Genomic DNA, 20656 nt, shown 5'->3' with positions numbered 1-20656 from the left:
AAGCCGGGGTCCACGCGGGGCAGCGCTGTGCCATCTGGACCCCGGCTTTCGCCGGGGAACAGCCCCTTGTCGAAACGGGATGATCGCCGATCGGGCCGGTGGCGGCGCTCTGGCAATCGGAAGCCTTCCCGCCGGCGTCAGGGCGTCTTGATGACGGCATCCTGCGCCGGCGTCGCAGCCGTTCCGGTCGCGACCGGCTGCGGAATCGGCGAATCGGCCTCGAACAGCGAGACGCGATCGCGCACATCGTCGTAATGGACCATCGGATCGTAGAGCAGCGAGGTTTCGAAATCGAGGTGGCGCGCCTCGGCCCGGCCCATCGCGGCGAGCAGGGCAAAGCCGGCGACATAGGCATCGCGCTCGGCCGTCACCAGCGTGACCTCGGCATTCAGCAGTTCCTGATCGGCGTTGAGCTGGTCGAGCAGGGGGCGCAGGCCGTTCTTCACTTCGGCGCGGATTCCGACTAACGCCCGCTCGTTGGCGCGCACGCCGCTGCGCGCCGCGTCGATGACCCGGCTCGTCGATCGCCAGTTGGCGAAGGCGGAGCGCGTTTCCGCCACCGCATCGCGCTCGGCGGCGGCGATCTGCTCGACCGTCACGCCATATTTCTGCCGCGCCTGCCGCGCCTGCGCCGCGACGCGGCCGCCCTGATAGAGCGGCATCTTCAACTGCACGCCGACATAGCCGGTCGTTCCCTGATCGCGGTTGCGCGGTCCGGTGTTCGGCGTCAGCGACCCCAGATAATCATAGCGGTTGAGCCCGCCGATCGCGCTGACGCGCGGCAGATTCTCGGCATCGGCGACATCGATATCGTGCCTTGCGGCGCGGTTTTCGGCCTGCGCCGCGAGCAGCGCGGCGTTGTTGTCGAGCGCGACGCGCACCGCTTCCTCCGACGTCGCCGGGAATTGCGGCAGCGGCGGGGGCGGGGCGAGGTCGCCCGGCGGGTTGCCGACGAGGCGGATATAATTCTCCCGGCTCGCGATCAGCCGCGCTTCGGCGGTTTCGAGCTGGCTGATGGCGAGCGCGACGCGCGCTTCCGCCTGCGCGACATCGGTCGGTCCGGCGTCGCCCACGTCGAAGCGGTCGCGCGTCTGGGCCAGCGTATAGTCGATCACCGACCTGTTGCGCTGGTTGAGGCGCACCGTCGCTTCGTCGCGGATGACGTCCATATAGGCCGCGACGACGCGGGTGAAGAGGTCCGATTCGGTGCTGCGCAGGCCGTGGCGGCTGGCGTCGCTGCGGGCTTCGGCCGACCGCACCGAATTGCGGACAGCACCGAAGCTGATCAGCGGGACGTTCATGTTGAGCTGTCCGACGAGCTGGCGATCGGGGTCGGAGGTGAAGAGGTTGCCGGTCTGATCGCCCTTCAGGACATTTTCCTGATAGACCGCAGAGGCTTCGAGCGTCGGCCGGCCCGCGGCGCGCGCGATCGGGACATTCTCGTCGCCCGCGCGCACCTGCGCGCGCTGCGCGGTCAGCGTCGGGTTCGAACGATAGGCGGCCTCCAGCGCCTCGTGCAGCGTTTCGGCCTGCGCAGCCCCCGAAGCGAGCAGCATCGCGGCGCCCCCCAGCAGTGCCATTTTTCGCATCATCGCTCGAATCTCCTGTTCTCGCTGGCTTGCCCCCGCGCCGTCATGTGCGCGGTGACGCCTTTCCGCCGATTTCAAGCCGGCAACGAAGCCCGGCAGGTAGCTTGTTGCCCGGATTGGGAAGCTCCAGCCGCATCCCGAAGGTGCCGCTGGCCGCGTCGAACACGCGGTCAATCACCTTGACCTGCGCCTGATAGGACCCGCCCACTGGGTCCTCGGGGAACACCGTCACCATGTCGCCGACGTGCACCGCGCCGAGTTGGGCGATCGGGGCGAACACCTCGACGTTGAGCGGGTTGATCTGGGCGATCGTCAGGATGTGCGACGTGCTCGGTCCGCGATATTCGCCCGGCGCCATCGCGCGCTCGACGACGACGCCATTGACCGGGCTGCGGACGGTCTTTTCGGTCAGGATGCGCTGGGTGCGGACATATTCGAGCTGGGCGACGCGCTGGTCCTGCGCCGCGGCGCGGCGCTCCTCCGCCGCGGCATCGGCGTTGGCCTTCGCCTCCTCCACCTTGTCGCGGGCGAGGTGGGTGCGGATCTCGTCGCTGCGGCGGCTGACCGAAGCGAGGTAGACGGCGCGGGCGTCGGCGGCGCGCACCGCATGCGCATTGGCGGCGCGGGCCTCCGCGGCGGCGGCGCTCGCGCGGTCGACGTCGGCGCGGAGGCGGGCGACGACCTGTCCCTTGCCGACATTGTCGCCACGGTCGACGTAGATCGCCTCGATGACGCCCTCGACACCGCTGTTGACCCGCACGACGCGGCTCGGTTCGATCAGGCAGTCGTTGGGGCGGGAGGCGTCGAGACCGGGCGGCGCCACCGTGTCGGCCGGCGGTGCGGCCGCGAGCGGCTGGACGGCGGGGGTCGCGGGCTGGATGGCAGGCTGAGCCGCCGGGCGGCTGTCGGCGCTGCTGTCCGCCAGCGCCAGATACAGGCCACCCGCCACGGCCAGGACAGCGGCGCTGGCGACGAATATGCGCTTTCGATCGGTCACGCGCCCACGGTCCCCCCAATAGTCCCGGCATTTCCGCGTCGGCATCCGCCATGCGGCCCGTTCGCCCTCGTCTTGGTTAGCGGCGAACCGGTGGAATTCGGATCACGGCGGCGGACGAATTTCCGACGGGCGCCCGAAAACGGGATTCGCGGCAAAAGCAGGGGGTTGCGCGATGATGCATTGCAATATTACCCTGACCGAAAGGTCGGGTCGCAGAGCGTTGAGGGGATTCGGCTCGTGGAAAGTTCACAGACCAGATTGCTGCTGCGGAACTGGCGCGATGGCGTCGCCGATGGACGCGATCAACTGATCGGGAAACTCTATCCCGAACTGGAGCAGATCGCGGCCGCACGGTTGCGGCGCGAACAGAATTCGTCGCTTTCGACCGGCGACCTGATCAACGACGCGGTGCTGCGGCTCGTGCAGATGGAGCGCATCTCGCTGGCCGACAAGTCGCATTTCATCGCGCTCGCGTCGCGGATGATGCGCCATATCCTGATCGATCACGCGCGCCTGCGGTCCTCGTCGAAGCGCAGCCATCGCAAGGTGGAATTGTCGACGCAGATCGAGGACGGCCCGCGCCGCATCGACCTTGGTGCGCTCGACGCGGCGCTGATGCGCTTGCGGGTGCTGGACGAGGAACTGATGGAGATCGTCGAGATGCGCTATTTCGGCGGCATGACGACCGCCGATATCGCCGAGGTGATGGGCGTGTCCGAACCGACGGTGAAGCGGCGATGGCAGGTGGCGCGGGCCTGGCTGGCCGACGCGCTCGCCAATCCGATCGACCCCGACTGACCGTGCCGTCCCACGGGGCGGCGATGCCGGGTCAGCGGAGCGGGCCGAAATCGGACGCAGGCCGCCCCGCCGCGCACTTCGCCAGATTGGCGCGCAGCCCCGGCAGGAACTCGGCATAGAAGCCGAGCAGCGTGCCGCGTTTCTGAAGGTCCGCGAAGTCGCGCTCGGCCTGCCGCCACGAATCGCACGCCAGCGCCCGGTCGCCGGCATCGCGCCCGATGATCCCGAGGATGATATGCGAAAAGCCGTGCGCGCTCAGCGTGTTTGCCGACCGCTTCACCGCCAGCAGCTTCCGGTGTCCGGCGATCACCTCGCGCTGGGTGGCGATCGCTTCGGCGAAGCGGCCCCTGTCGCGCAGCCACTGCGCCTGCGCCTCGCGGATCCCGGTCGACATGGTGATCAGGCCATTGTCGCGGGTCTCGATCGCCATCAGCCGATCGATCGTCGTCTGCGCCAGTTCGATGAAATGGGCGGCCTCTTCCTTCCTGCCGAGGCGCGAGGCGACCGGAAAGCCGTTATAGCCGGTCCACGCGATCATGTAGAGGACGATGGGGTCGTTCGGCAGCGCGCGCTCGAGATCGCGGAACCTTTGTTCGGCGGCGTGGAACAGCGGCAGGCTCCGTTGCATCGTCTTGTCGTCGAACGACAGCGCATAGGCGCGGTAATAGTCGGCATAGGCGCGGTCGAGTTCGGCGGCGCGCGAGGTCTGCGCGTCGGCGGGCCATTCGCCGACCTCCTTTTCCAGATCCTGCGCGAGCGCGCCGACGCGGTCCATCCTGTCGGCGAGGTCGGCGAGTTCGATCTGTGCCTTGCGGACGGTGCTGCGCGCCTCGAACCAGTCGAGGTCGCGTTTCGCCGCGGGCGTCCGGTCGAGGGCGCGCGTCGCTTCGGCGATCGCCTTGTCGGCGGCCTTGTCGTCGAGAAAGCCGTGCGCCTCGATCACCGCGCGATGGGCGTACAGCCGCGCCAGGGCGTTGGCGGTCGGCGCGCCCGGATCGCGAACGGCGCGCAGCAGCCGTTCCGCCGCGGCCAGATTGGTCCGCGCCTGTTCCTTCTCGCCGAAATTGGGCTCGCCCGGAACGCCCTGGATGCGCGCGAGCTTGATGAAACCCTCGGCCGCCTCCAGCCGCAGGTCGTCCGCGATGCCCGGTGATGCGGCCAGCGCGGACAGATAGGTCTGTGCCCTCTGCGCCAAGTCGACGCGCGCTTCGGTGTTGCCGACGACGCGTTCGAGCCGGTCGTTGAGATCGAAGAGCATGTAGCGGGCGAGGTCGCGAAGCTGGCCGAAGCGCGTCGCTTCGGCCGCGCGTGCGCGATCCGCGACCGAATAGGCGTATCCCGTCGCGGCAAAGGCGCCCGCGATCAGCAGCGCGGCGGCGGTGGCGGCGAACACGCCGAAGCGGTGGCGCTGAACGAACTTGCGCAGGACATAGGCCCGCCCGCCGCCCATCGCCGCGACGGGCAGGTTCGCGTCCCAGGCCTCGACGTCGGCGCGCAGCGCCTCCGCCGTGGGGTAGCGCCGCCCCGGTTCCTCCGCCGTCGCGCGCGCGACGATGGCGCGTAATTCAGGGGCGCGCAATTCGGGGTCGTCGCCTTCGGGCATCATCCGGGCCAGCAGCCGGCCGAGCGAGAAGATGTCGGCGGCGGTGGTGACCTCGGCGCCCGTCATGCGCTCCGGCGCGGCATAGCCCGGCGTCAGGCTCAGGCTGTCGAGCGACGACCGGCCGGTGGTCGCGACCGGGCCGGGTCCCGCCAGCGCGTCGGCGGGCCGCGCGATGCCGAAATCGATCAGCTTGACCGTTCCGTCGTGGGTGACGAGCACATTCGAGGGCGTCAGGTCGCGGTGGACGATCAGATTCTGGTGCGCGACGCCGACCGCGGCGCAGATGTCGCGGAACAGCCGCCGCCGCTCGGCCGGGCTCGCCCGATGTTCGTCGATCCACTGCAACAGCGGCAGGCCGTCGACATATTCCATGACGATATAGGGCGACCCGTTCTCGGTCGCGCCGCCGTCATAGAGCTGGGCGATATTGGGGTGGCGCAGCCGCGCCAGCGTCTGGCGCTCGCGTTCGAAGCGTTCGACCAGATTCTCGGAAAGCAGCCCCGGCTTGATGATCTTGATCGCCGTTTCGTGGACGAAATCGCCCGCCGCGCGCTCGCCGCGATAAACCGAACCCATGCCGCCGCGCCCGATGCGCGCGACGATGCGATAGGCGCCGATGCGCTCGGGAATTTCCTCGTCCTCCAGCGCGTCGGTTGCCGCTCCGGTCTGGAGCATCGCATTGTCCGCGGCGCGGCGGATCGCCCTCAGCCGGCTCGCCAGTTCGGGCCGGTTCTCGGTCTGCACTTCGATCCACGCGTCGCGTTCCGCTTCCTCGATGTCGAGCATCCGCTCGAACAGCTTCAGCGCCTCGCGCTCCAGCTTGACGTCGGTCATGACCGCCCGCCGCGTATCGGGCCGGTCGCCGTTTTCCCCAACCGAGCTTCCCCCATCACATCCCCCTTGCGACCGCTTATGGTTCATCATTCGCGGCCCGCTGCCAAGAGCGGGCGGGCACCCTCTGCCCTGTAAAGCGAAATTCGGCGCGAAATGGGATCGCGGTGCGGTCGATGCGGGTGGCCGGACGTGCCGCGATACGGAGGAAGCATCGCGGCCTGTTGAATTTTCCGCAAAGAAGGCCATGTTGCGCGCCATGCATGTCTCCCTGTCCCTGAGGCGCTCGGCGCATCACGCCGGTCGGCTGCTCGAAGGCTAGCCGCCCCGGACCCGCATCGCGGCGGGCCCGGGGGTTTTCGAGACATGCGGCATGGTTCGCGCCCGTGGGCCGCTCGCCGCTCAGCGCTTTGGAGATCGATGTGGATGGACCTGCGGAACAGCAAGCGCTGTTCTCGCGCCTGCTGTGCGAAGCCGCGCAGCGGGCGGAGCAAATATTGGCTTCCGCTGTGGAAGCGTCCCGGATGCGGGCGGTTGCGGACGATGGATACAGCGCGATCGAGCGGCTCGAGCATTCGCCGCTCGCCGACGACCAGATGCTCGCGCTGGCCTTGCGCCTGTCCGATCGGCGCGCGCCGGGCGAGCCGATGGAGGCCGTGCTCGACCGACATTTCCGTGTCGACGCTTCGCCCGTAGCGCAGGAGGCACAGCGCCGCGCCGTCTGGCGCGCCATCGACGCGAACGGCCTGCCGATCGAACGCGCGTCGCACGCGGTGGCGAACCTCGAACGCCGCCTGGCGGGCCGGGAGGGCGATCTCGACCGCGCCTTGCGTCGCCATGCCGCGCTCTATTCCAGCCTCTGGTGCGACCCGCGCATCGGTGCGAGCGCATCGGCGCGCCGGGTGATGCTCGCGATGGTCAGCCTGCTTCACGAGCGCGAGGCGACGCCTCGTTTCGTTCCGCGCGGCAGACGGCGGGCCACATGATCCCCATGCCCGCGGCGGCGCGGATGCGTCGCCGCTCCGGATGACCGCCCCTTCGGCCGCGCCATCGCGACCTTCCTCCCCTTGCCATGTCGCACGACCGAATGGAGACCGACTTGTTCCCCAAACGCTTTGCTCCACTGTTCCTCAGCGTTCTCGCCGCGCTGGTGTCGGGGCTGTTCCTTCCGGCGCCATGGGCGCTGTTCGTCTTTCCGGCGAGCGTCGCCCTGTCGCTCGTCGGCTTGTTCGACATTTTCCAGGCACGGCATGCGGTCAAGCGGAATTACCCGATCGTCGGCAGGCTGCGCTGGTTCTTCGAGGAGATCCGGCCGGCGATCCGGCAATATCTGATCGAGGGCGACCACGAACGCGCGCCCTTCTCGCGTATCCAGCGGTCTCTGGTCTACGCGCGTGCGAAGAACCAGATCAGCGATCGTCCGTTCGGAACGTTGGTCGACGTCTATCAGAACGGCTATGAATTCATCGCGCATTCGACCCGCCCCGTGCCTCCGTCGGACCCGGCGACGTTCCGGGTCGCGATCGGCGGCGACGCGTGCCGGCAACCCTATCAGGCATCGATCTTCAACATCTCCGCGATGAGTTTCGGGGCGCTGAGCGCCAATGCCATTCGCGCGCTCAACAAGGGAGCGAAGCTGGGCGGGTTCGCGCACGATACCGGAGAGGGCTCGATCAGTCCCTATCATCGCGAGCATGGCGGCGACCTGATCTGGGAAATCGGCAGCGGCTATTTCGGATGCCGCACCGAAGACGGGCGCTTCGACCCCGCCCGCTTTGCGGAACGGGCGGCCGATCCGCAGGTCCGGATGATCGAGCTGAAGATCAGCCAGGGCGCCAAGCCGGGGAAGGGAGGCATCCTGCCCGCCGAAAAGGTGAGCGCGGAGATCGCGGCGACGCGGGGCATTCCGATGGGCCGCGACTGCATTTCGCCGGCGCGGCACCAGGCCTTCTCGACACCGATCGAGCTTGTGCAGTTCATCGCCGAGCTGCGCCGTCTTTCGGGCGGCAAGCCGGTCGGCTTCAAGCTGTGCGTCGGCCAGCCCTGGGAATTCATGGGCATCGTCAAGGCGATGCTCGAAACCGGGATATTGCCCGATTACATCGTCGTCGACGGCGCCGAAGGCGGGACCGGAGCGGCGCCGCAGGAATTCGCCGACCACCTCGGCATGCCGCTGCGCGAAAGCCTGCTCTTCGTGCACAACACGCTGGTGGGGGCAGGTCTGCGCAGCCGGATCCGGGTTGGCGCGGCCGGCAAGATCGTCAGCGCCTTCGACATCGCGGTCGCGATCGCGCTGGGGGCGGACTGGACCAACGCGGGCCGCGGTTTCATGTTCGCGATCGGGTGCATCCAGTCGCTCTCCTGCCATACCAACCGCTGCCCGGCGGGCGTCGCGACGCAGGACCCGGTTCGCCAGCGCGCGCTCGTCGTGCCTGACAAGGCGCAGCGCGTCTATCATTACCACCGCAACACGCTTCTCGCGCTGTCCGAGATGATCGCGACGGCCGGACTAGCTCATCCGGGCGAAATCACCCCGCACCATCTCGTCCGCCGGGTCAGCCTGACCGAGATCCGGCTCTTCTCCCAACTCCATATCTTCCTTGAGGAAGGCGAATTGCTGGACGGCGCCTGCGAACGCGATTTCTACGGCAACGCCTGGAAGCTGGCGCGGGCCGACAGTTTCGAAGTCGCCATTTGAGGCCGAACGCGTTTCATGTCGCGGAATATGCGAGACCATATTCATGAAGCGGTTCTGCGGCGCAGATCGTCGAAGGAAGTGGTGGACGCACTAGGGCTCGAACCTAGGACCCGCTGATTAAGAGAAATAGGGTTAAATTAAGTTATTGATTTTATTATGTTTTCTTCCTTTGTTCCAGTCGGCGATTTCTTTCCGCTATGTACTCGATATTCGGCCGCTTTTTGCAGCCTCGACCCCATAAATTCATGAGTTCTGCTTCACATCTCTTTCGGCAGTCCGTCGCGGTTGTCAAAGCCGAATCCACAGATAGAAGATCAGGAAGGAAATTGTCCTTATGTGGACAATAATCTTGCATTATCACGATTATCTGTCCATATACGGACGATGTTTGATACTCCCTTGGAAATTGCCGAAGCGATCGGCGGCGATATTCGCGCGCGGCGGCTGGCGTTTGGGTGGGGGCAAGCGGAAGCGGCCGACAGGGCTGGCGTATCCTACCGCACCTGGCGCCGTATGGAAACCGAAGGCAAGGCTTCTATCGATGATCTTGTGCGCGCCGCGATCGCTTTGCGGTGCGAGCAAAATCTGAGGGCGTTGTTCCCCGAGCCTGCAGCCGCCAGTATGGACGCACTTATCGAGCGGCAGCAAAAAGATCCCGGGAACGCATCCAGGCGTCGCGTGCGAGCACCGCGGCGGCCCACATGAAGCTCGCCCCTGGATCACCCTTACGGATCGGATTTTGGCCCAATGAATCCGGCGCGGTGGAGCCCGTCGGTCGACTGGCGATGGCCAAGGGGCTTGCGCAGCTCGAATGGGCGTCTGACGTAGTCGCAAACAAGCGTCCGTTCTCACCGGCCCTTTATCCACCAGAACCGGGCCTCCACGAAGCACGCACGCGTGATTTCGAGGGGCTTCACGGGTTTTTGGCCGACAGCCTGCCTGAGGGGTGGGGAGCCTTGCTGATGAAGCGGCGGTTGGCCAAGGTCGATGTCAGGTGGGACGATCTGAGCGGTGTCGATCGCCTTGCCTTGGTGGGACGTCAGGGTCGTGGCGCGCTTGTCTACGAGCCGGTCACAACGCCAGCGGAACATGTGCAGACACTCGACCTCGATCAACTGGCAGCCGAAGCGCACGCGATCCTGTTGGGTGACGAGACAGTGCTGGCCGACACACTCGCAACGCTTGCCGGCGCTTCGGGCGGCGCACGGCCCAAAGTCCATATCGGTTTTTCCCCGAACGGAGAGATTTGCTTCGGTGAAGGAGAGCTTGCCGATGCGTTCGAGAGCTGGATCGTCAAGTTCCGGGCGCTGGCCGATCCCGTCGATATCGGTCCCGTGGAGGAGGCTTATGCTCGCATGGCACGGGCCGCAGGGATCACCATGGCACCGTCACGCTTGCTATCCGCCAAGGCCGGGCCGGGCTATTTTGCGACCCGTCGTTTCGACAGGCTCGAGCCCGGACGGCGCTTGCACATGGTCTCGCTGGCTGGCGCGGTGGAAGCGCCGTCGCATATGCCAAGCATCGATTATGACGGCTTTCTTCGTGCCGTGCTTCACATAACGCGCCACGCCGCGGATCTCGAGCAGGCGTTCCGGCGGATGTTGTTCAATATTCTGGCGTGCAACCGCGATGATCATACGCGCCAGCACGCTTTTCTGTTCGGTGTCGACGATCAATGGCGCCTCGCGCCTGCATATGATCTTACCTATTCAAATGGGCCGGGCGGGGAACATTATCTCGCGGTCGAAGGGGAAGGGCGGACGCCGACCCGCGCCCATGTCCAGCGCCTCGCCAAGCGACACGGTTTCTCGGACGCTCAGGTGTCGGAAATGATCGATGCCGTTCGCGCCAGCATCGCTGAATGGCCGCGGCATGCCGAAGAACTGGATATTGGCGCTTCTCGCGGTGAGATAACCGAACGTCTGGCGCATATCGACAAGCTTTTCGGCTAGTTGCCGCGCCGACCGCCGTGGACAGGTTGGAGGGGCTGATCGATAGGGCGCCCTTCTATCGATCAAGAACTGCCGCTTTCATGATTGATAGAAGGTGACCCATCAATCGTCGGCAGTATCGGCTTGTCACCGTCATCATTCTGGCTTTCGGTGTGGATCAGCGTTGGAGTGGGACCCCACTCTCACGGAAGCTAATACATTGATTGTTATGTATATATTAGCGCGTACCGGGGTCCCGAGCGGCGCCTATTGGGACCCCGGCCAAAGCCAAGTTTTTACGACAGTTCAAGAAGATAGATCGTGAAAGAAGAGGGTTCCGCTCCAACGCTGATCCACAGCTCGCCGACATGATGAGCGAGATCGCGCTGGGGCTGCAAGCGAGTCTCAGAGTGGGCCGATTGATCGATGAAGGGCGTTTCGCGCCGGACATGGTATCGATCGTGAAGCGGAACAATGTCGGAAAGGCGCTCGATATTGCGCGCCAAGCTCGTGATATGCACGGCGGAAACGGTATTTCCGAAGAGTTTCACGTCATTCGCCACATGATGAACCTGGAAACCGTGAACACCTATGAAGGCACGCACGATGTCCATGCCCTCATTCTCGGCCGGGCTGTTACGGGGCTGGCGGCGTTCTGAGTTTGAGGTAAAGATCGGCTTTGAAGCGTGCCCCGGAAATATGTGAACTAAACACCTGATGCGCGATCGGTGGGAAAAGCTGTTCTCCGGTTATACGAACACCGGGTTCGACGTCGCCAAGCTTGCCAATACCGGCAGCCACCTTATCCAGATCGTCTCGAAGCTGACCACCGTGGCGATCCTCGATTTCGGAGCAAAAGCGGTGATCGCGGGCGACTTGTCGGTCGGATCGCTCGTCGCTTTCAACATGCTGCCGGGCCGCGTGGCGGCACCGATCCTTCGCCTCTCGCAGCTCTGGTAGGATTTCCAGCAGGTCCGTATCTCGGTCGACCGTCTGGGCGACGTCCTGAACACGCCTGCCGAGCCCGAATATAACTCCAACCGCGCCAGCCTTCCGCCCATTCGCGGCGACGTGACCTTCGACCAGGTGCGCTTTCGCTATCGTCCCGACATGCCCGAGGTGCTCTGCGGCGTGACCCTCGAACTCAAGGCGGGGGAGATGCTCGGCATCGTCGGGCCGTCGGGTTCGGGTATCCGCGATGTGCAGAAGATTTTCCAACCTGTATTCGCTTTCGATGACCTCAAAATTGATGGGCGGGACTTCGACCGTCTCTTTGTCGACGACGAGCGCTTCGCCTGTGGTGCGCTGGAGGTTGAGGTGATGCATATGGGTGAAGGGAATGGAGCATAAGGCTATGAAAACTAAGGCCGCCTAGCGACTTCCCGACATGCCGTGATCCAAATCAGGCACTGTCTTCCTCGCAGGATGCCCGAAGTTCGCGCTTCAAGATTTTGCCTATCTGGCTGCGGGGCAACTGGTCGACGATGCGCAGGTCAGCAAGACGCTGCGATTTTCCAACGCGCTGGTTGGCGTATTCCAGCACCTCCACAGGTGATGCTTGCGGGCCGACGATGAACGCGACGGGCGTCTCGCCCCACTGAGTCGAAGGAATTCCCACGACGGCGGCATCCTCGACATGCGGATGGGTGCGGAGCACCTCTTCGAGATCCGAAGGGTAGATATTGAAGCCTCCCGAGATGATGACGTCCTTCTTGCGGTCCATGAGCGTCAGGAAGCCGTCCTCGTCGAATTTTCCGATATCGCCGGTGCGCATGAATCTGCCTCCGTCGGGTGCTGCCCATATCGCTTCTTCGGTCGTGCGCGGCCGATTGTGATAACCCTGCATGAAATTCTCCGAGATGCCCACGATTTCGCCGACTTCCCCCGCCGCGAGCTCGACGCCCTCTTCATCGATGATGCGCATATCGGTGCCCGGCGCGGGGCGGCCCACCGTATGCAGCTTGTCGGGATGAGCGTGCGCGCGCAGAATGCACAAGCCACCACCCTCGGTCATTCCGTAATATTCCGTGAGGCCACCAGGCCAGCGTTTCAGGATCGCGCGCTTGAGCTCGGGCGGGAATGGGGCCGAGGTGCAGAATTTCTCGCGGAACGAGGAAAGGTCGTGGGTGTCGAAGCCTTCGCTCGCCATTAACCTCTGATACTGGATCGGCACCAACATGGCATGCGTCACGCGCTGTTCTTCGGCCAGGGTCAGGAAGGCTTCGGCGCCGAACTTCCTCATCAATATCGCGGTGCCGCCCAGCGCCAGCGTCGGCAGGAGGCTGATCAACGTGGTATTGGAATAAAGCGGCGTGGAAAACAGCGTCACGCAGCCTGGGTAATATCCGCAAGCTTCGCCGAGCTGCACATGCGCCTCGCGCATGGCATGGGATTGGACGATGCCTTTCGGTGTCCCAGTCGTTCCCGACGAATAGATGATGTTGAAGCGGTCGGACGAAGCGATTTCTGCCCACTCGAACATTCGTCCCTCCGGCAGTACTCCTGCGGGATCGGCGATATCGGTCAGGCTGGCTAGGGGGGCGGGCAATTCGCAGTTCGCGAGCATCGACGCGGCTCCCTCATCGACCAGGACGATCCGCGCGGCGCAATCGCCGATCATGCGGGCAAGACTGTCGGCGGTCGCCGACTGGGGGAGCGGAGCGACGACCGCCCCCATGCCGACTGCACCGAGATAGGCGATTACGTAGGAAACCGAGTTGAAGGCGCAGATCGCGACGACGTCGCCCTGAATCACCCCTGCACGGGCAAGCTTGTCCGCCGCTGCGCCAGTAGCTTCGCGCAACTGGTGATAGGTCAGGGACGATTGCTCGTCGCACACCGCCATGCGATCTGGAAAGGCCGTAGCAGCGGCACGCAAGCGCGCGGGGACCGACACGAACGATGCTTCAGACAATCCCATTCCCCTGATGCCTCTTCCGGAGTGGAGCGGGAGGCTTATCATGTTCACCATTCGATGAACTTTATGAGGTTGTCAACCTAATCTCCGTCAAACGGTGAACATCGTTTCCACGCCCGCTTGTGTCCAGTGAGGGTAGGCGGCGCGACGGGCCGCCGATTGAGCGCGGCGAGCCGCAAATCTGCGCCACATGGAGACCATCGACAAAGCGCACGGGCTTCAGGCCGCCGCGTACCTGGCCTCGCCGAGTGCCCGACGAACGACTGCCGTCACTTTACGTCCGGTCGGGTTGGCACAAAGCCCGAAAACCTGCCGCTGCATATTCGACCAGCCGATCCGAGAAGGCATCGACATCGTCCGAGCGACATTCGCCATTTGACAGAAGCTCGATTCGCCCGGTCGATGCCTGGATGACCATCAGCGAGCCGGACAGCATCTGGTAGCTCCAGTATAGATCGACCGGCTTGGCATCAGGCATGGCTTTGCGCAGGAGGTCGATAAGTCGGTGGATGACAGAATCGAAGTAGCGGCTCATCATCTCGCCGCCCCACTCCTTTGTGTTGTTGGCTAGCGCGACGAGCGCCGAGAAATTGCGCCATCCCGCATCGGCCTGGCGATCATTCTCCAATATGGGATGGAGAAAGGCCCGGAGCGCGCCCTCGACGGTTATGGCAGTGCCCACCTGTTCCTCATAATCGTCCATCGACAAGAGGCGTGCGGCGTTGATGGCCTCGGCCCGGCGCGCGAAGACGGCGTCGAACATCCCGCGCTTGGTGCCGAAATAATAGTGGATCAGGGCACTATCGACCCCGGCATGTTCGGCAATGTTACGGACCGTGACCCCATATAAGCCGAAGTGCGCGAAGAGCTCCTCGGCCGCATCGAGCAACCGGTCGCGCGTTTCAAGACTTTGCTGAGCCTTCTTGGATTTCGCCTTTGCCGGGGCGATCTTGTGCTGGCGTGATCGAGCCCCCTCCCGCACGCCATCCTTCTCCGCGATTCGGCGCTGCAGGCTCACATTCTTCTCCACGGCTATCTGGCTCCCTTTAATCATGCACATCGCTTCACTGCACCGCAAGGCTCGAGCCTCTGCCGATATTCACTATATGATGAACATCTATTGACACGGCCGCTGTTCAAGTTATTCAAAGACGTTCAGCAAACAGTGAACTGATAATCCGGGGTGGGGAGAGAGTCCAATGATCAATTCTGATGCGCAGCGACGAGCGCTACTGGTCGGCATCGCGGCGGCCGCTATGCCGCTGTTTGCGGTACCCGCACTGGCGCAGGACGATAACGCGGCCGCTGCCATCGGAGCGGACAACGGCGAGATTGTTGTTACGGCACGGCGGCGGGCGGAGCGCGAGCAGGATGTTCCGATTGCGATGACCGTCCAGAACGCAGAGCAACTCGATCTAAGGGGCGCTGCTGATATCACTGCTATTCAACGTACGACGCCCAACACCACGCTTCAGGTTTCGCGCGGCACCAACTCAACGCTCACCGCCTTCATTAGGGGCGTTGGCCAACAGGATCCTTTGTGGGGCTTCGAACCCGGCGTCGGCCTTTATGTCGACGACGTCTATATCGCGCGCCCGCAGGGCGCGGTTCTTGATATCTTTGATATCGAACGAATCGAAGTGCTGCGCGGCCCGCAAGGGACACTCTATGGCCGCAATACGATCGGCGGGGCGGTAAAATATGTGACGCGACGCCTCGGTTCGGAGCCCGAGTTCAAGGCACGCGCCGAGCTCGGCACCTATAAAGAGATCAACGCCATCCTCAGCGGCTCGACACCGGTCACCGACACGCTGCGCGTCGGCGCAGCCTTCGCGCACTATAGCCGCGACGGTTATGGCGACAATCTGACGCTGGGCCGAGAGCACGCCAACAAGGACGTCATCGCCGGCCGCATCAGCATCGAGTTCGAGCCGAGCAGCAAGCTGTTTTTCCGGCTTGCCGCTGACAAGCTGTGGGACGACAGCAATATCAACAATGGGCATCGCGAAACACCGGGATTCCCTGTCGCCACACCGCCGCTTGCCGATAAATACGATACGCTGGCGGGCATCGGCTACAAGGGTCGGGTCCGAACGGGCGGCGTTTCGCTGACGGGTGAGTGGAAGGCGTCGGACGCCATAACGCTCAAGTCGATCACTGCCTATCGCGAAGGCTCCACCCACGGCGACGGGATTGATTTCGACGGGTTGCCCTCGCAATATTTTGACATTCCCGGCTTCTACAAGGACGACCAATTGTCACAGGAGCTGCAGGTGCAGTTCAATTTCGACCGGGTGCAGGGGGTCGTCGGGGCCTATTATCTCGACGGAACCGCGGCGGGCGAGTTCGACGCCATCCTCGGGGCCTTCGGAATCACCCAGCCGACATCGGGTTCGGTCAAGACCAAAAGCTATGCCGCGTTCGCCGACGTCAGCGTCGATGTGACCGACAAGCTGTTGCTGTCGGCGGGCGCGCGCTACACCAGCGACGACAAGACGGCACAGGTGTTCAAGGCGAATTATTTCGGTCTGGGTGTTCCGGGGCCGACCGCCGTCCCGTTTCAGATTCTCACCGACTACACCAATGGTCGCACCTTTTCGAAATTCACCCCCCGTTTCAGTGCGACCTATAAATTCACCCCGGCGTTCAATATTTACGCGTCGTACAGTCAGGGGTTCAAGTCGGGCGGCTTTGATATGCGCGGTGACGCGTCGGTGACCCCGGCAACGCGGCTTGGCTATGACCCCGAGACGGTCACGACCTATGAAATCGGATTCAAATCGAATCTGTTCGACCGTCGCCTGAAATTGAACGGTGCGATCTTCCAGTCGGACTATAAGGGGCAGCAGGTGACGACGCAGGTGCCCGTCGGCAACAGCGCCGTGAGTTTTGTCGACAATGTCGGTAATTCGCGTATCCGCGGCGCTGAACTGGAAGGCTCGGCGGCGGTTACTGATTGGCTGAGGGCCAATTTCGCGGTCGGCTATCTCGACGCGAAATTCCTGAATTATGCGTCGTTCGGGGTTGGCGCGTCGGGCAGCGCGTGTATCGCCAATCCGCCGTCCCCGCCTTCGGCTATCGGCTGTTACATTGACGTGTCCGACCAGCGCGTCTTTCAGAATACGCCCGAATGGAGCGGCTTCGTCGGCCTCAGTTCGCACCACGGCCTGGGTTCAGGGGGGGCGCTGGACCTCAATGCCAATCTTTCGTTCCGCAGCGCCGTCCACCTCTTTGAAACCCCTATTCCGGCGCTCGATCAGGGCTCCTATCAGCTCGTGGATCTGAGCGCGGTTTGGACGTCGCCCGACGATCACTGGCGCATCGGCGTCCATGGCCGCAACCTGTTCGACAAGCGCTACAAGACCGGTGGTTATAATTTCCCAGTGCCCGCGTTCGGAAACTCGGTGATCAGCTTCTACGCACCGCCGAGGACGGTCAAGCTGACCGCAGAATTTCGATACTGATTCCGCCCATCCGCCAATGCGGGATATGTTGAAGGAATGCCCGTGATGGGACGCAGCGAACGGGAGACCGCAGGGACGGGGAGGATCGGTAATCGTTATCTCGTCCTCGCCCTGCTCCTGCTGGTCTATATCTTCAATTTTGCCGACCGCATGCTCCTTGGCGTTATGGCTACGCCGATCAAGGACGAGCTCCATCTGACCGACGGTCAATTGGGCCTGCTCGGCGGCACTGCCTTTGCACTGCTCTATGCAACGCTTGGAGTTCCCATCGGATGGCTGGCCGATCGGTATAGCCGCTCCTGGATCATTACCGTGTCGCTGTGCATCTGGAGCGGCTTTACCGCACTCTGCGGATTCGCCACGGGCTTCGTGACGCTGTTCCTTACGAGGCTTGGTGTCGGGATCGGTGAGGCGGGCGGGGTTGCCCCATCCTATTCGATGATTGCCGACTATTTCGGGCCAGGCGAACGGGCGCGGGCGCTAGGCGTATTTTCCTTTGGGATCCCCATCGGCGGAGCGATCGGACTCGCCTTCGGCGGGATAATCGCGACCGCCTTCGATTGGCGAACGGCCTTCATCACGATGGGAGCTGCGGGTCTGCTCATCGCCCCCGTCTTCCGATGGTTGGTGCGCGACCCGGTGCGTGGGGGCGCGGAACATGGCCCTGTCGAACATGGGCCTGCCGACGAACGGCCGAAACTGGCTGCTGCGATCCGGATCATCGCCCGCAAGCCAGCCTTCTGGCTAATTTCCTTCGGCTCGGCGCTGGGATCGACGGCGAGCTATGGCATCTCCTTTTGGATTCCGTCCTTCTATGTCCGGTCGTTCGATATGCCGCTTTCGCAAGTCACCCTGCTCTACGCCGCCATTATTCTCAGTGGAGGAATCACGGGCATATGGCTGGGGGCCTGGCTCGGCGACCGGATCGGGCCGCGCCGTCCCGGCGCCTATATCGCGATCCCGATGTGCGCCTTGCTCGTTTCGATTCCGTTTTTTGCGCTGGCCGTTCTCGCAACGTCGCCGATGCTGTCGATGGGGCTGCTCTTCATCCCGACCATGCTTGGCAGCATGGGCTATGGCACGGTCCTTGCGGCCGTTCAGAATGTTGTGCCAGCTACTTTGCGCAGCACCGCCTCGGCGCTGTTCCTGTTCATCAACAATTTGATCGGCCTGGGACTGGGTTCGGCGGTTCTCGGGTTCATCTCGGACAAGCTGACGCAGCAATATGGCGCGCAATCCCTCCGCTATGCGCTGCTTTCCGGTGCGCTCTTCTATCTGGCGGCGGCCATTTTCTACCTGATGGCGGCGCGGCGCGTGGCGAAAGACTGGGAAGCTTGAGCCACCAATCAATTCTGGATAATTATGATGACTAAAATCACGGCCGCCGTGCTGCACGGCGAAGGCAGCGTTGCGCCCTATGCGACCTCTCGCCCTCTGGAACTGGTTCCTCTCGACCTTGCCCCTCCGCGCTCCGGCGAACTTCTTGTGCGAATCGATGCGGCGGGGATTTGTCATAGCGATCTCTCGGTCGTGAACGGCGATCGGCCGCGTCCCTTGCCAATGGTGCTGGGGCACGAGGCGACGGGCATCGTCGAGGCGCTCGGAAATGCCGACGACCCCGGGTTCGCAGTGGGTGATCGGATCGTCCTCGCTTTCCTTCCGGCGTGCGGTGAATGCGCGCGCTGTGCAGCGGGCGAGGGGTATCTCTGCGAGCCTGCAACCGTGGCCAATGGGCGCGGTGAATTACTGCGTGGTGGAACACGGCTTTGCGGCCACGAAGGTTCGGTAAACCATCATCTGGGCGTTTCCGCCTTTGCTTCCCACGCCGTCGTCGATCGACGCTCAGCAGTGCGGATCGATCGTGACATTCCCGCGAAAATCGCGGCGCTATTCGGCTGCGCTGTGCTGACCGGAGTCGGAGCGGTAATGAACAGTGCAGCCGTGCGTCTTGGGGAAAGCGTCGTGATTTATGGACTCGGCGGGGTCGGTCTCGCGGCGCTTCTCGGAGCCGTGGCGTCCGGCGCCAACCCGATCCTGGCGATCGACCCATCGCCCCAAAAGCGAGCGCTCGCGATTGAACTCGGGGCACACGCAGCGGTCGATCCGGATGATGCAGACCGGATGCTGGCTCTTCATCTTCCAGGCGGCGCTGACGTGGTGATCGAAACTGTGGGAAAGGCGGCCGTTCTTGAGCGCGCCTATGAAGCTGGCCGCCGCGGTGCCCGGATCGCCACCGTCGGCTTGCCGAACCCCGCCGAGATGTTCTCGGTCCCCGCCGTTTCGCTGGTGGCTGGCGGCAAAACCCTGATAGGGAGCTATATGGGGTCGTCGATCCCGGCGCGGGACATACCACGCTATATCGCGCTCTGGCGCGCAGGCCGGCTTCCCGTCGAGCGATTGCTGACGTCGGTCAGCAAGATCGAAGCGATCAACAACCTGCTCGACGAACTCGCCGAAGGGCGAGCGGTGCGACAGGTGGTCATACCCTAGACGAGCGTTTCAAGGGCCGCGCCGGTTCGCTTCCGCCTGTTCGGCGGTCAGCGAGGCCAGCATCGCCCGCCAGTTTTCCGGAAGCGCGACGGGTCGGCGCGTGGCTTCGTCTACATAGGCATGGGTAAAGAAGCCCTCGGCAGATGCGGCTTCATCGCCGCGCCGGAAGGCACCCAATCGGTAGGTTACGCTGGAATTGCCCAGCCGTTCGACCGCAAGGCCGATCTCGACGGTGTCGGGATAGGAAAGCGCGCTCGCATAGCGGCAACTGCTCTGGACGACGAGGCCGATGAGCCGCCGATTGTCGAGCGCCAGCAGGCCCGACGCGATCAACCAGTTGTTCACCACCGTGTCGAACCAAGCATAATAGGCCGTGTTGTTGACATGGCCATAAATGTCGTTGTCCAACCACCGGGTTCGGATATCGTCCCAGGCGCGATAGGATCGGCGTTCGCGCAAAGGGCTGCGGCTCATTCCACCGGCACCCGTTCTAGGAACCGGGCGAGCGCATCAAGCGCCGCCGGTTCGTTGAGCAAGGGAGCGTGGCCGACATCGGGAACCTCGGCGACCGTCAGCGACGGTGCCTTCGCCTGCATCTTCGCGGCAATGTCGTCGCTGACGATGTCGGACAGCGCGCCGCGGATCAGCATGACGGGACGGCGATCGCACAGCTGCTGGAACCGACGCCACGCGGTCGGGGGATCGGGTTTGAGAAGCCCGGCCTTGATCGGCTCGGCGATTGCCGGGTCATAGTCGAATAGCGGCTTGCCGTCGCCGTCGGTGCGGAAGGTCAGCCTGGCAAATTCCATCCATTCATCGTCGTCGAACAGGGGAAAGGCTGCTTCGTTGATCCGCCGGACATAGTCCCGTGCATCCAGCCAGGTCTCCAGCGGCGCGACAAGGCCGGTGTAGGACGCGATGCGCGCTAAGCCTGCTGGTGACGCCTCCGGCCCCACATCGTTCAGAACCGCGCCGACGACCCGCAGCGGCCATTTCGCCGCGAGGTCCATGGCGATCAGCCCGCCCATCGACGTGCCGATAAAGATAGCCCGGTCGATACCGAGCTTGTCGAGCAATTGGGCGATATCAGCTGCATATGTTGCGGGCACATAGCGCATGGGGTTCGGGTCATAAGCGGAGAGCCCGCGCCCCCGCATGTCCGGTACAATGACGCGGTGATCTCGCGCCGCGATCCAGGCCGCCAATCCGCCGAAATCTTTCGAATTGCGGGTAAGTCCATGCAGACAGACCACCGGCGGCTTTGCCGCTTCGACGCGGGCCGGATAATCCCGGGCGTGAAGGGTGAGGCCATCCGAACACCAGGTTCGAGCCGTATAA

At 63.8% G+C, this 20656-nt stretch carries 17 protein-coding genes and 1 pseudogene; 11 read left to right on the top strand and 7 right to left on the bottom strand.

All coding sequences use genetic code 11. The features are described 5' to 3' along the window. Positions 1 to 137 precede the first annotated feature (137 nt). Together AC2S9W_RS17245 and AC2S9W_RS17240 are read right to left on the bottom strand one after the other, a co-directional pair. Entirely contained in the window at positions 138 to 1580 is a 1443-nt protein-coding gene (locus tag AC2S9W_RS17245; RefSeq protein ID WP_486571331.1) for a TolC family outer membrane protein, read from the bottom strand. A gap of 52 nt (positions 1581 to 1632) precedes the next feature. Further along, positions 1633 to 2586: an efflux RND transporter periplasmic adaptor subunit gene (locus AC2S9W_RS17240; RefSeq protein WP_486571330.1), complete on the bottom strand. Its 954-nt coding sequence runs from the start codon at positions 2584 to 2586 to the stop codon at positions 1633 to 1635. 237 nt (positions 2587 to 2823) lie between these two features. Here AC2S9W_RS17240 and AC2S9W_RS17235 point away from each other — a divergent pair, with 237 nt between their 5' ends. Beyond that, positions 2824 to 3384: an ECF-type sigma factor gene (locus AC2S9W_RS17235; RefSeq protein WP_067112272.1), complete on the top strand. Its 561-nt coding sequence runs from the start codon at positions 2824 to 2826 to the stop codon at positions 3382 to 3384. 31 nt (positions 3385 to 3415) lie between these two features. Here AC2S9W_RS17235 and AC2S9W_RS17230 read toward each other — a convergent pair whose 3' ends face one another. After that, positions 3416 to 5821: a serine/threonine-protein kinase gene (locus tag AC2S9W_RS17230; protein ID WP_486571329.1), complete on the bottom strand. Its 2406-nt coding sequence runs from the start codon at positions 5819 to 5821 to the stop codon at positions 3416 to 3418. 383 nt (positions 5822 to 6204) lie between these two features. Here AC2S9W_RS17230 and AC2S9W_RS17225 point away from each other — a divergent pair, with 383 nt between their 5' ends. The 7 genes and pseudogenes from AC2S9W_RS17225 to AC2S9W_RS17195 all read left to right on the top strand — a co-directional run bounded on the left by AC2S9W_RS17225 (position 6205) and on the right by AC2S9W_RS17195 (position 11797). Next, complete coding sequence (locus AC2S9W_RS17225) at positions 6205 to 6804, top strand: hypothetical protein (protein WP_486571328.1); 600 nt, start codon at positions 6205 to 6207, stop codon at positions 6802 to 6804. A 101-nt stretch (positions 6805 to 6905) separates the two neighbouring features. Next, positions 6906 to 8516, top strand: a complete 1611-nt coding sequence (locus tag AC2S9W_RS17220) for an FMN-binding glutamate synthase family protein (protein ID WP_486571327.1) — start codon at positions 6906 to 6908, stop codon at positions 8514 to 8516. A gap of 336 nt (positions 8517 to 8852) precedes the next feature. Continuing rightward, positions 8853 to 9221 (top strand): helix-turn-helix domain-containing protein, encoded by a 369-nt coding sequence (locus AC2S9W_RS17215; protein WP_244857799.1) that lies wholly within the window; start codon positions 8853 to 8855, stop codon positions 9219 to 9221. After that, on the top strand, positions 9218 to 10468 hold the full coding sequence (locus AC2S9W_RS17210; protein ID WP_212596801.1) for a type II toxin-antitoxin system HipA family toxin: 1251 nt from the start codon (positions 9218 to 9220) through the stop codon (positions 10466 to 10468). Before AC2S9W_RS17215 ends, AC2S9W_RS17210 begins: the two co-directional genes overlap by 4 nt. Before the next feature lie 335 nt (positions 10469 to 10803). Continuing rightward, positions 10804 to 11106 (top strand): annotated as a pseudogene (locus tag AC2S9W_RS17205) (acyl-CoA dehydrogenase family protein); the annotation flags it as partial. Positions 11107 to 11164: 58 nt separating this feature from the next. Beyond that, complete coding sequence (locus tag AC2S9W_RS17200) at positions 11165 to 11407, top strand: ABC transporter transmembrane domain-containing protein (RefSeq protein ID WP_067182663.1); 243 nt, start codon at positions 11165 to 11167, stop codon at positions 11405 to 11407. Between the two features lie 111 nt (positions 11408 to 11518). Further along, positions 11519 to 11797, top strand: coding sequence for a P-loop NTPase family protein (locus tag AC2S9W_RS17195; protein ID WP_067182666.1), 279 nt, complete (start codon positions 11519 to 11521; stop codon positions 11795 to 11797). Positions 11798 to 11849: 52 nt separating this feature from the next. Here AC2S9W_RS17195 and AC2S9W_RS17190 read toward each other — a convergent pair whose 3' ends face one another. After that, complete coding sequence (locus AC2S9W_RS17190; protein WP_067182668.1) at positions 11850 to 13367, bottom strand: class I adenylate-forming enzyme family protein; 1518 nt, start codon at positions 13365 to 13367, stop codon at positions 11850 to 11852. Between the two features lie 271 nt (positions 13368 to 13638). Then, a complete protein-coding gene (locus tag AC2S9W_RS17185) occupies positions 13639 to 14394 on the bottom strand; it encodes a TetR/AcrR family transcriptional regulator (protein WP_172709638.1) in 756 nt (251 codons plus the stop codon). 169 nt (positions 14395 to 14563) lie between these two features. Here AC2S9W_RS17185 and AC2S9W_RS17180 point away from each other — a divergent pair, with 169 nt between their 5' ends. The 3 genes from AC2S9W_RS17180 to AC2S9W_RS17170 are packed head-to-tail and all read left to right on the top strand — an operon-like array spanning position 14564 to position 19318. Beyond that, positions 14564 to 16828 (top strand): TonB-dependent receptor, encoded by a 2265-nt coding sequence (locus tag AC2S9W_RS17180; protein WP_212596802.1) that lies wholly within the window; start codon positions 14564 to 14566, stop codon positions 16826 to 16828. 45 nt (positions 16829 to 16873) lie between these two features. Continuing rightward, on the top strand, positions 16874 to 18166 hold the full coding sequence (locus AC2S9W_RS17175; protein WP_067182673.1) for a spinster family MFS transporter: 1293 nt from the start codon (positions 16874 to 16876) through the stop codon (positions 18164 to 18166). A 27-nt stretch (positions 18167 to 18193) separates the two neighbouring features. Further along, complete coding sequence (locus AC2S9W_RS17170; protein WP_237233961.1) at positions 18194 to 19318, top strand: zinc-binding dehydrogenase; 1125 nt, start codon at positions 18194 to 18196, stop codon at positions 19316 to 19318. 9 nt (positions 19319 to 19327) lie between these two features. Here the strand turns inward: AC2S9W_RS17170 and AC2S9W_RS17165 are convergent, their stop codons facing one another. Together AC2S9W_RS17165 and AC2S9W_RS17160 are read right to left on the bottom strand one after the other, a co-directional pair. After that, a complete protein-coding gene (locus AC2S9W_RS17165) occupies positions 19328 to 19792 on the bottom strand; it encodes an acyl-CoA thioesterase (protein WP_067182679.1) in 465 nt (154 codons plus the stop codon). Further along, positions 19789 to 20571 (bottom strand): alpha/beta fold hydrolase, encoded by a 783-nt coding sequence (locus AC2S9W_RS17160; protein ID WP_212596803.1) that lies wholly within the window; start codon positions 20569 to 20571, stop codon positions 19789 to 19791. The genes AC2S9W_RS17165 and AC2S9W_RS17160 overlap by 4 nt, the downstream gene beginning before the upstream one ends. Between the last annotated feature and the right edge of the window lie 85 nt (positions 20572 to 20656).

The organism is Sphingopyxis sp. 550B, from assembly GCF_057401805.1.
The sequence above is the reverse complement of the archived record's forward strand: the minus strand, read 5'-3'. Positions and strand labels throughout refer to the sequence as shown.

What these genes read in the sequence shown, in the direction of transcription:
- AC2S9W_RS17245 (WP_486571331.1), bottom strand. Translation starts at nt 1,580, where the DNA reads ATGGCACTGCTGGGGGGCGCCGCGATGCTGCTCGCTTCGGGGGCTGCG.
- AC2S9W_RS17230 (WP_486571329.1), bottom strand. Translation starts at nt 5,821, where the DNA reads ATGACCGACGTCAAGCTGGAGCGCGAGGCGCTGAAGCTGTTCGAGCGG.
- AC2S9W_RS17220 (WP_486571327.1), top strand. Translation starts at nt 6,906, where the DNA reads ATGGAGACCGACTTGTTCCCCAAACGCTTTGCTCCACTGTTCCTCAGC.
- AC2S9W_RS17210 (WP_212596801.1), top strand. Translation starts at nt 9,218, where the DNA reads ATGAAGCTCGCCCCTGGATCACCCTTACGGATCGGATTTTGGCCCAAT.
- AC2S9W_RS17200 (WP_067182663.1), top strand. Translation starts at nt 11,165, where the DNA reads ATGCGCGATCGGTGGGAAAAGCTGTTCTCCGGTTATACGAACACCGGG.
- AC2S9W_RS17190 (WP_067182668.1), bottom strand. Translation starts at nt 13,367, where the DNA reads ATGGGATTGTCTGAAGCATCGTTCGTGTCGGTCCCCGCGCGCTTGCGT.
- AC2S9W_RS17180 (WP_212596802.1), top strand. Translation starts at nt 14,564, where the DNA reads ATGATCAATTCTGATGCGCAGCGACGAGCGCTACTGGTCGGCATCGCG.
- AC2S9W_RS17175 (WP_067182673.1), top strand. Translation starts at nt 16,874, where the DNA reads ATGGGACGCAGCGAACGGGAGACCGCAGGGACGGGGAGGATCGGTAAT.
- AC2S9W_RS17170 (WP_237233961.1), top strand. Translation starts at nt 18,194, where the DNA reads ATGACTAAAATCACGGCCGCCGTGCTGCACGGCGAAGGCAGCGTTGCG.
- AC2S9W_RS17165 (WP_067182679.1), bottom strand. Translation starts at nt 19,792, where the DNA reads ATGAGCCGCAGCCCTTTGCGCGAACGCCGATCCTATCGCGCCTGGGAC.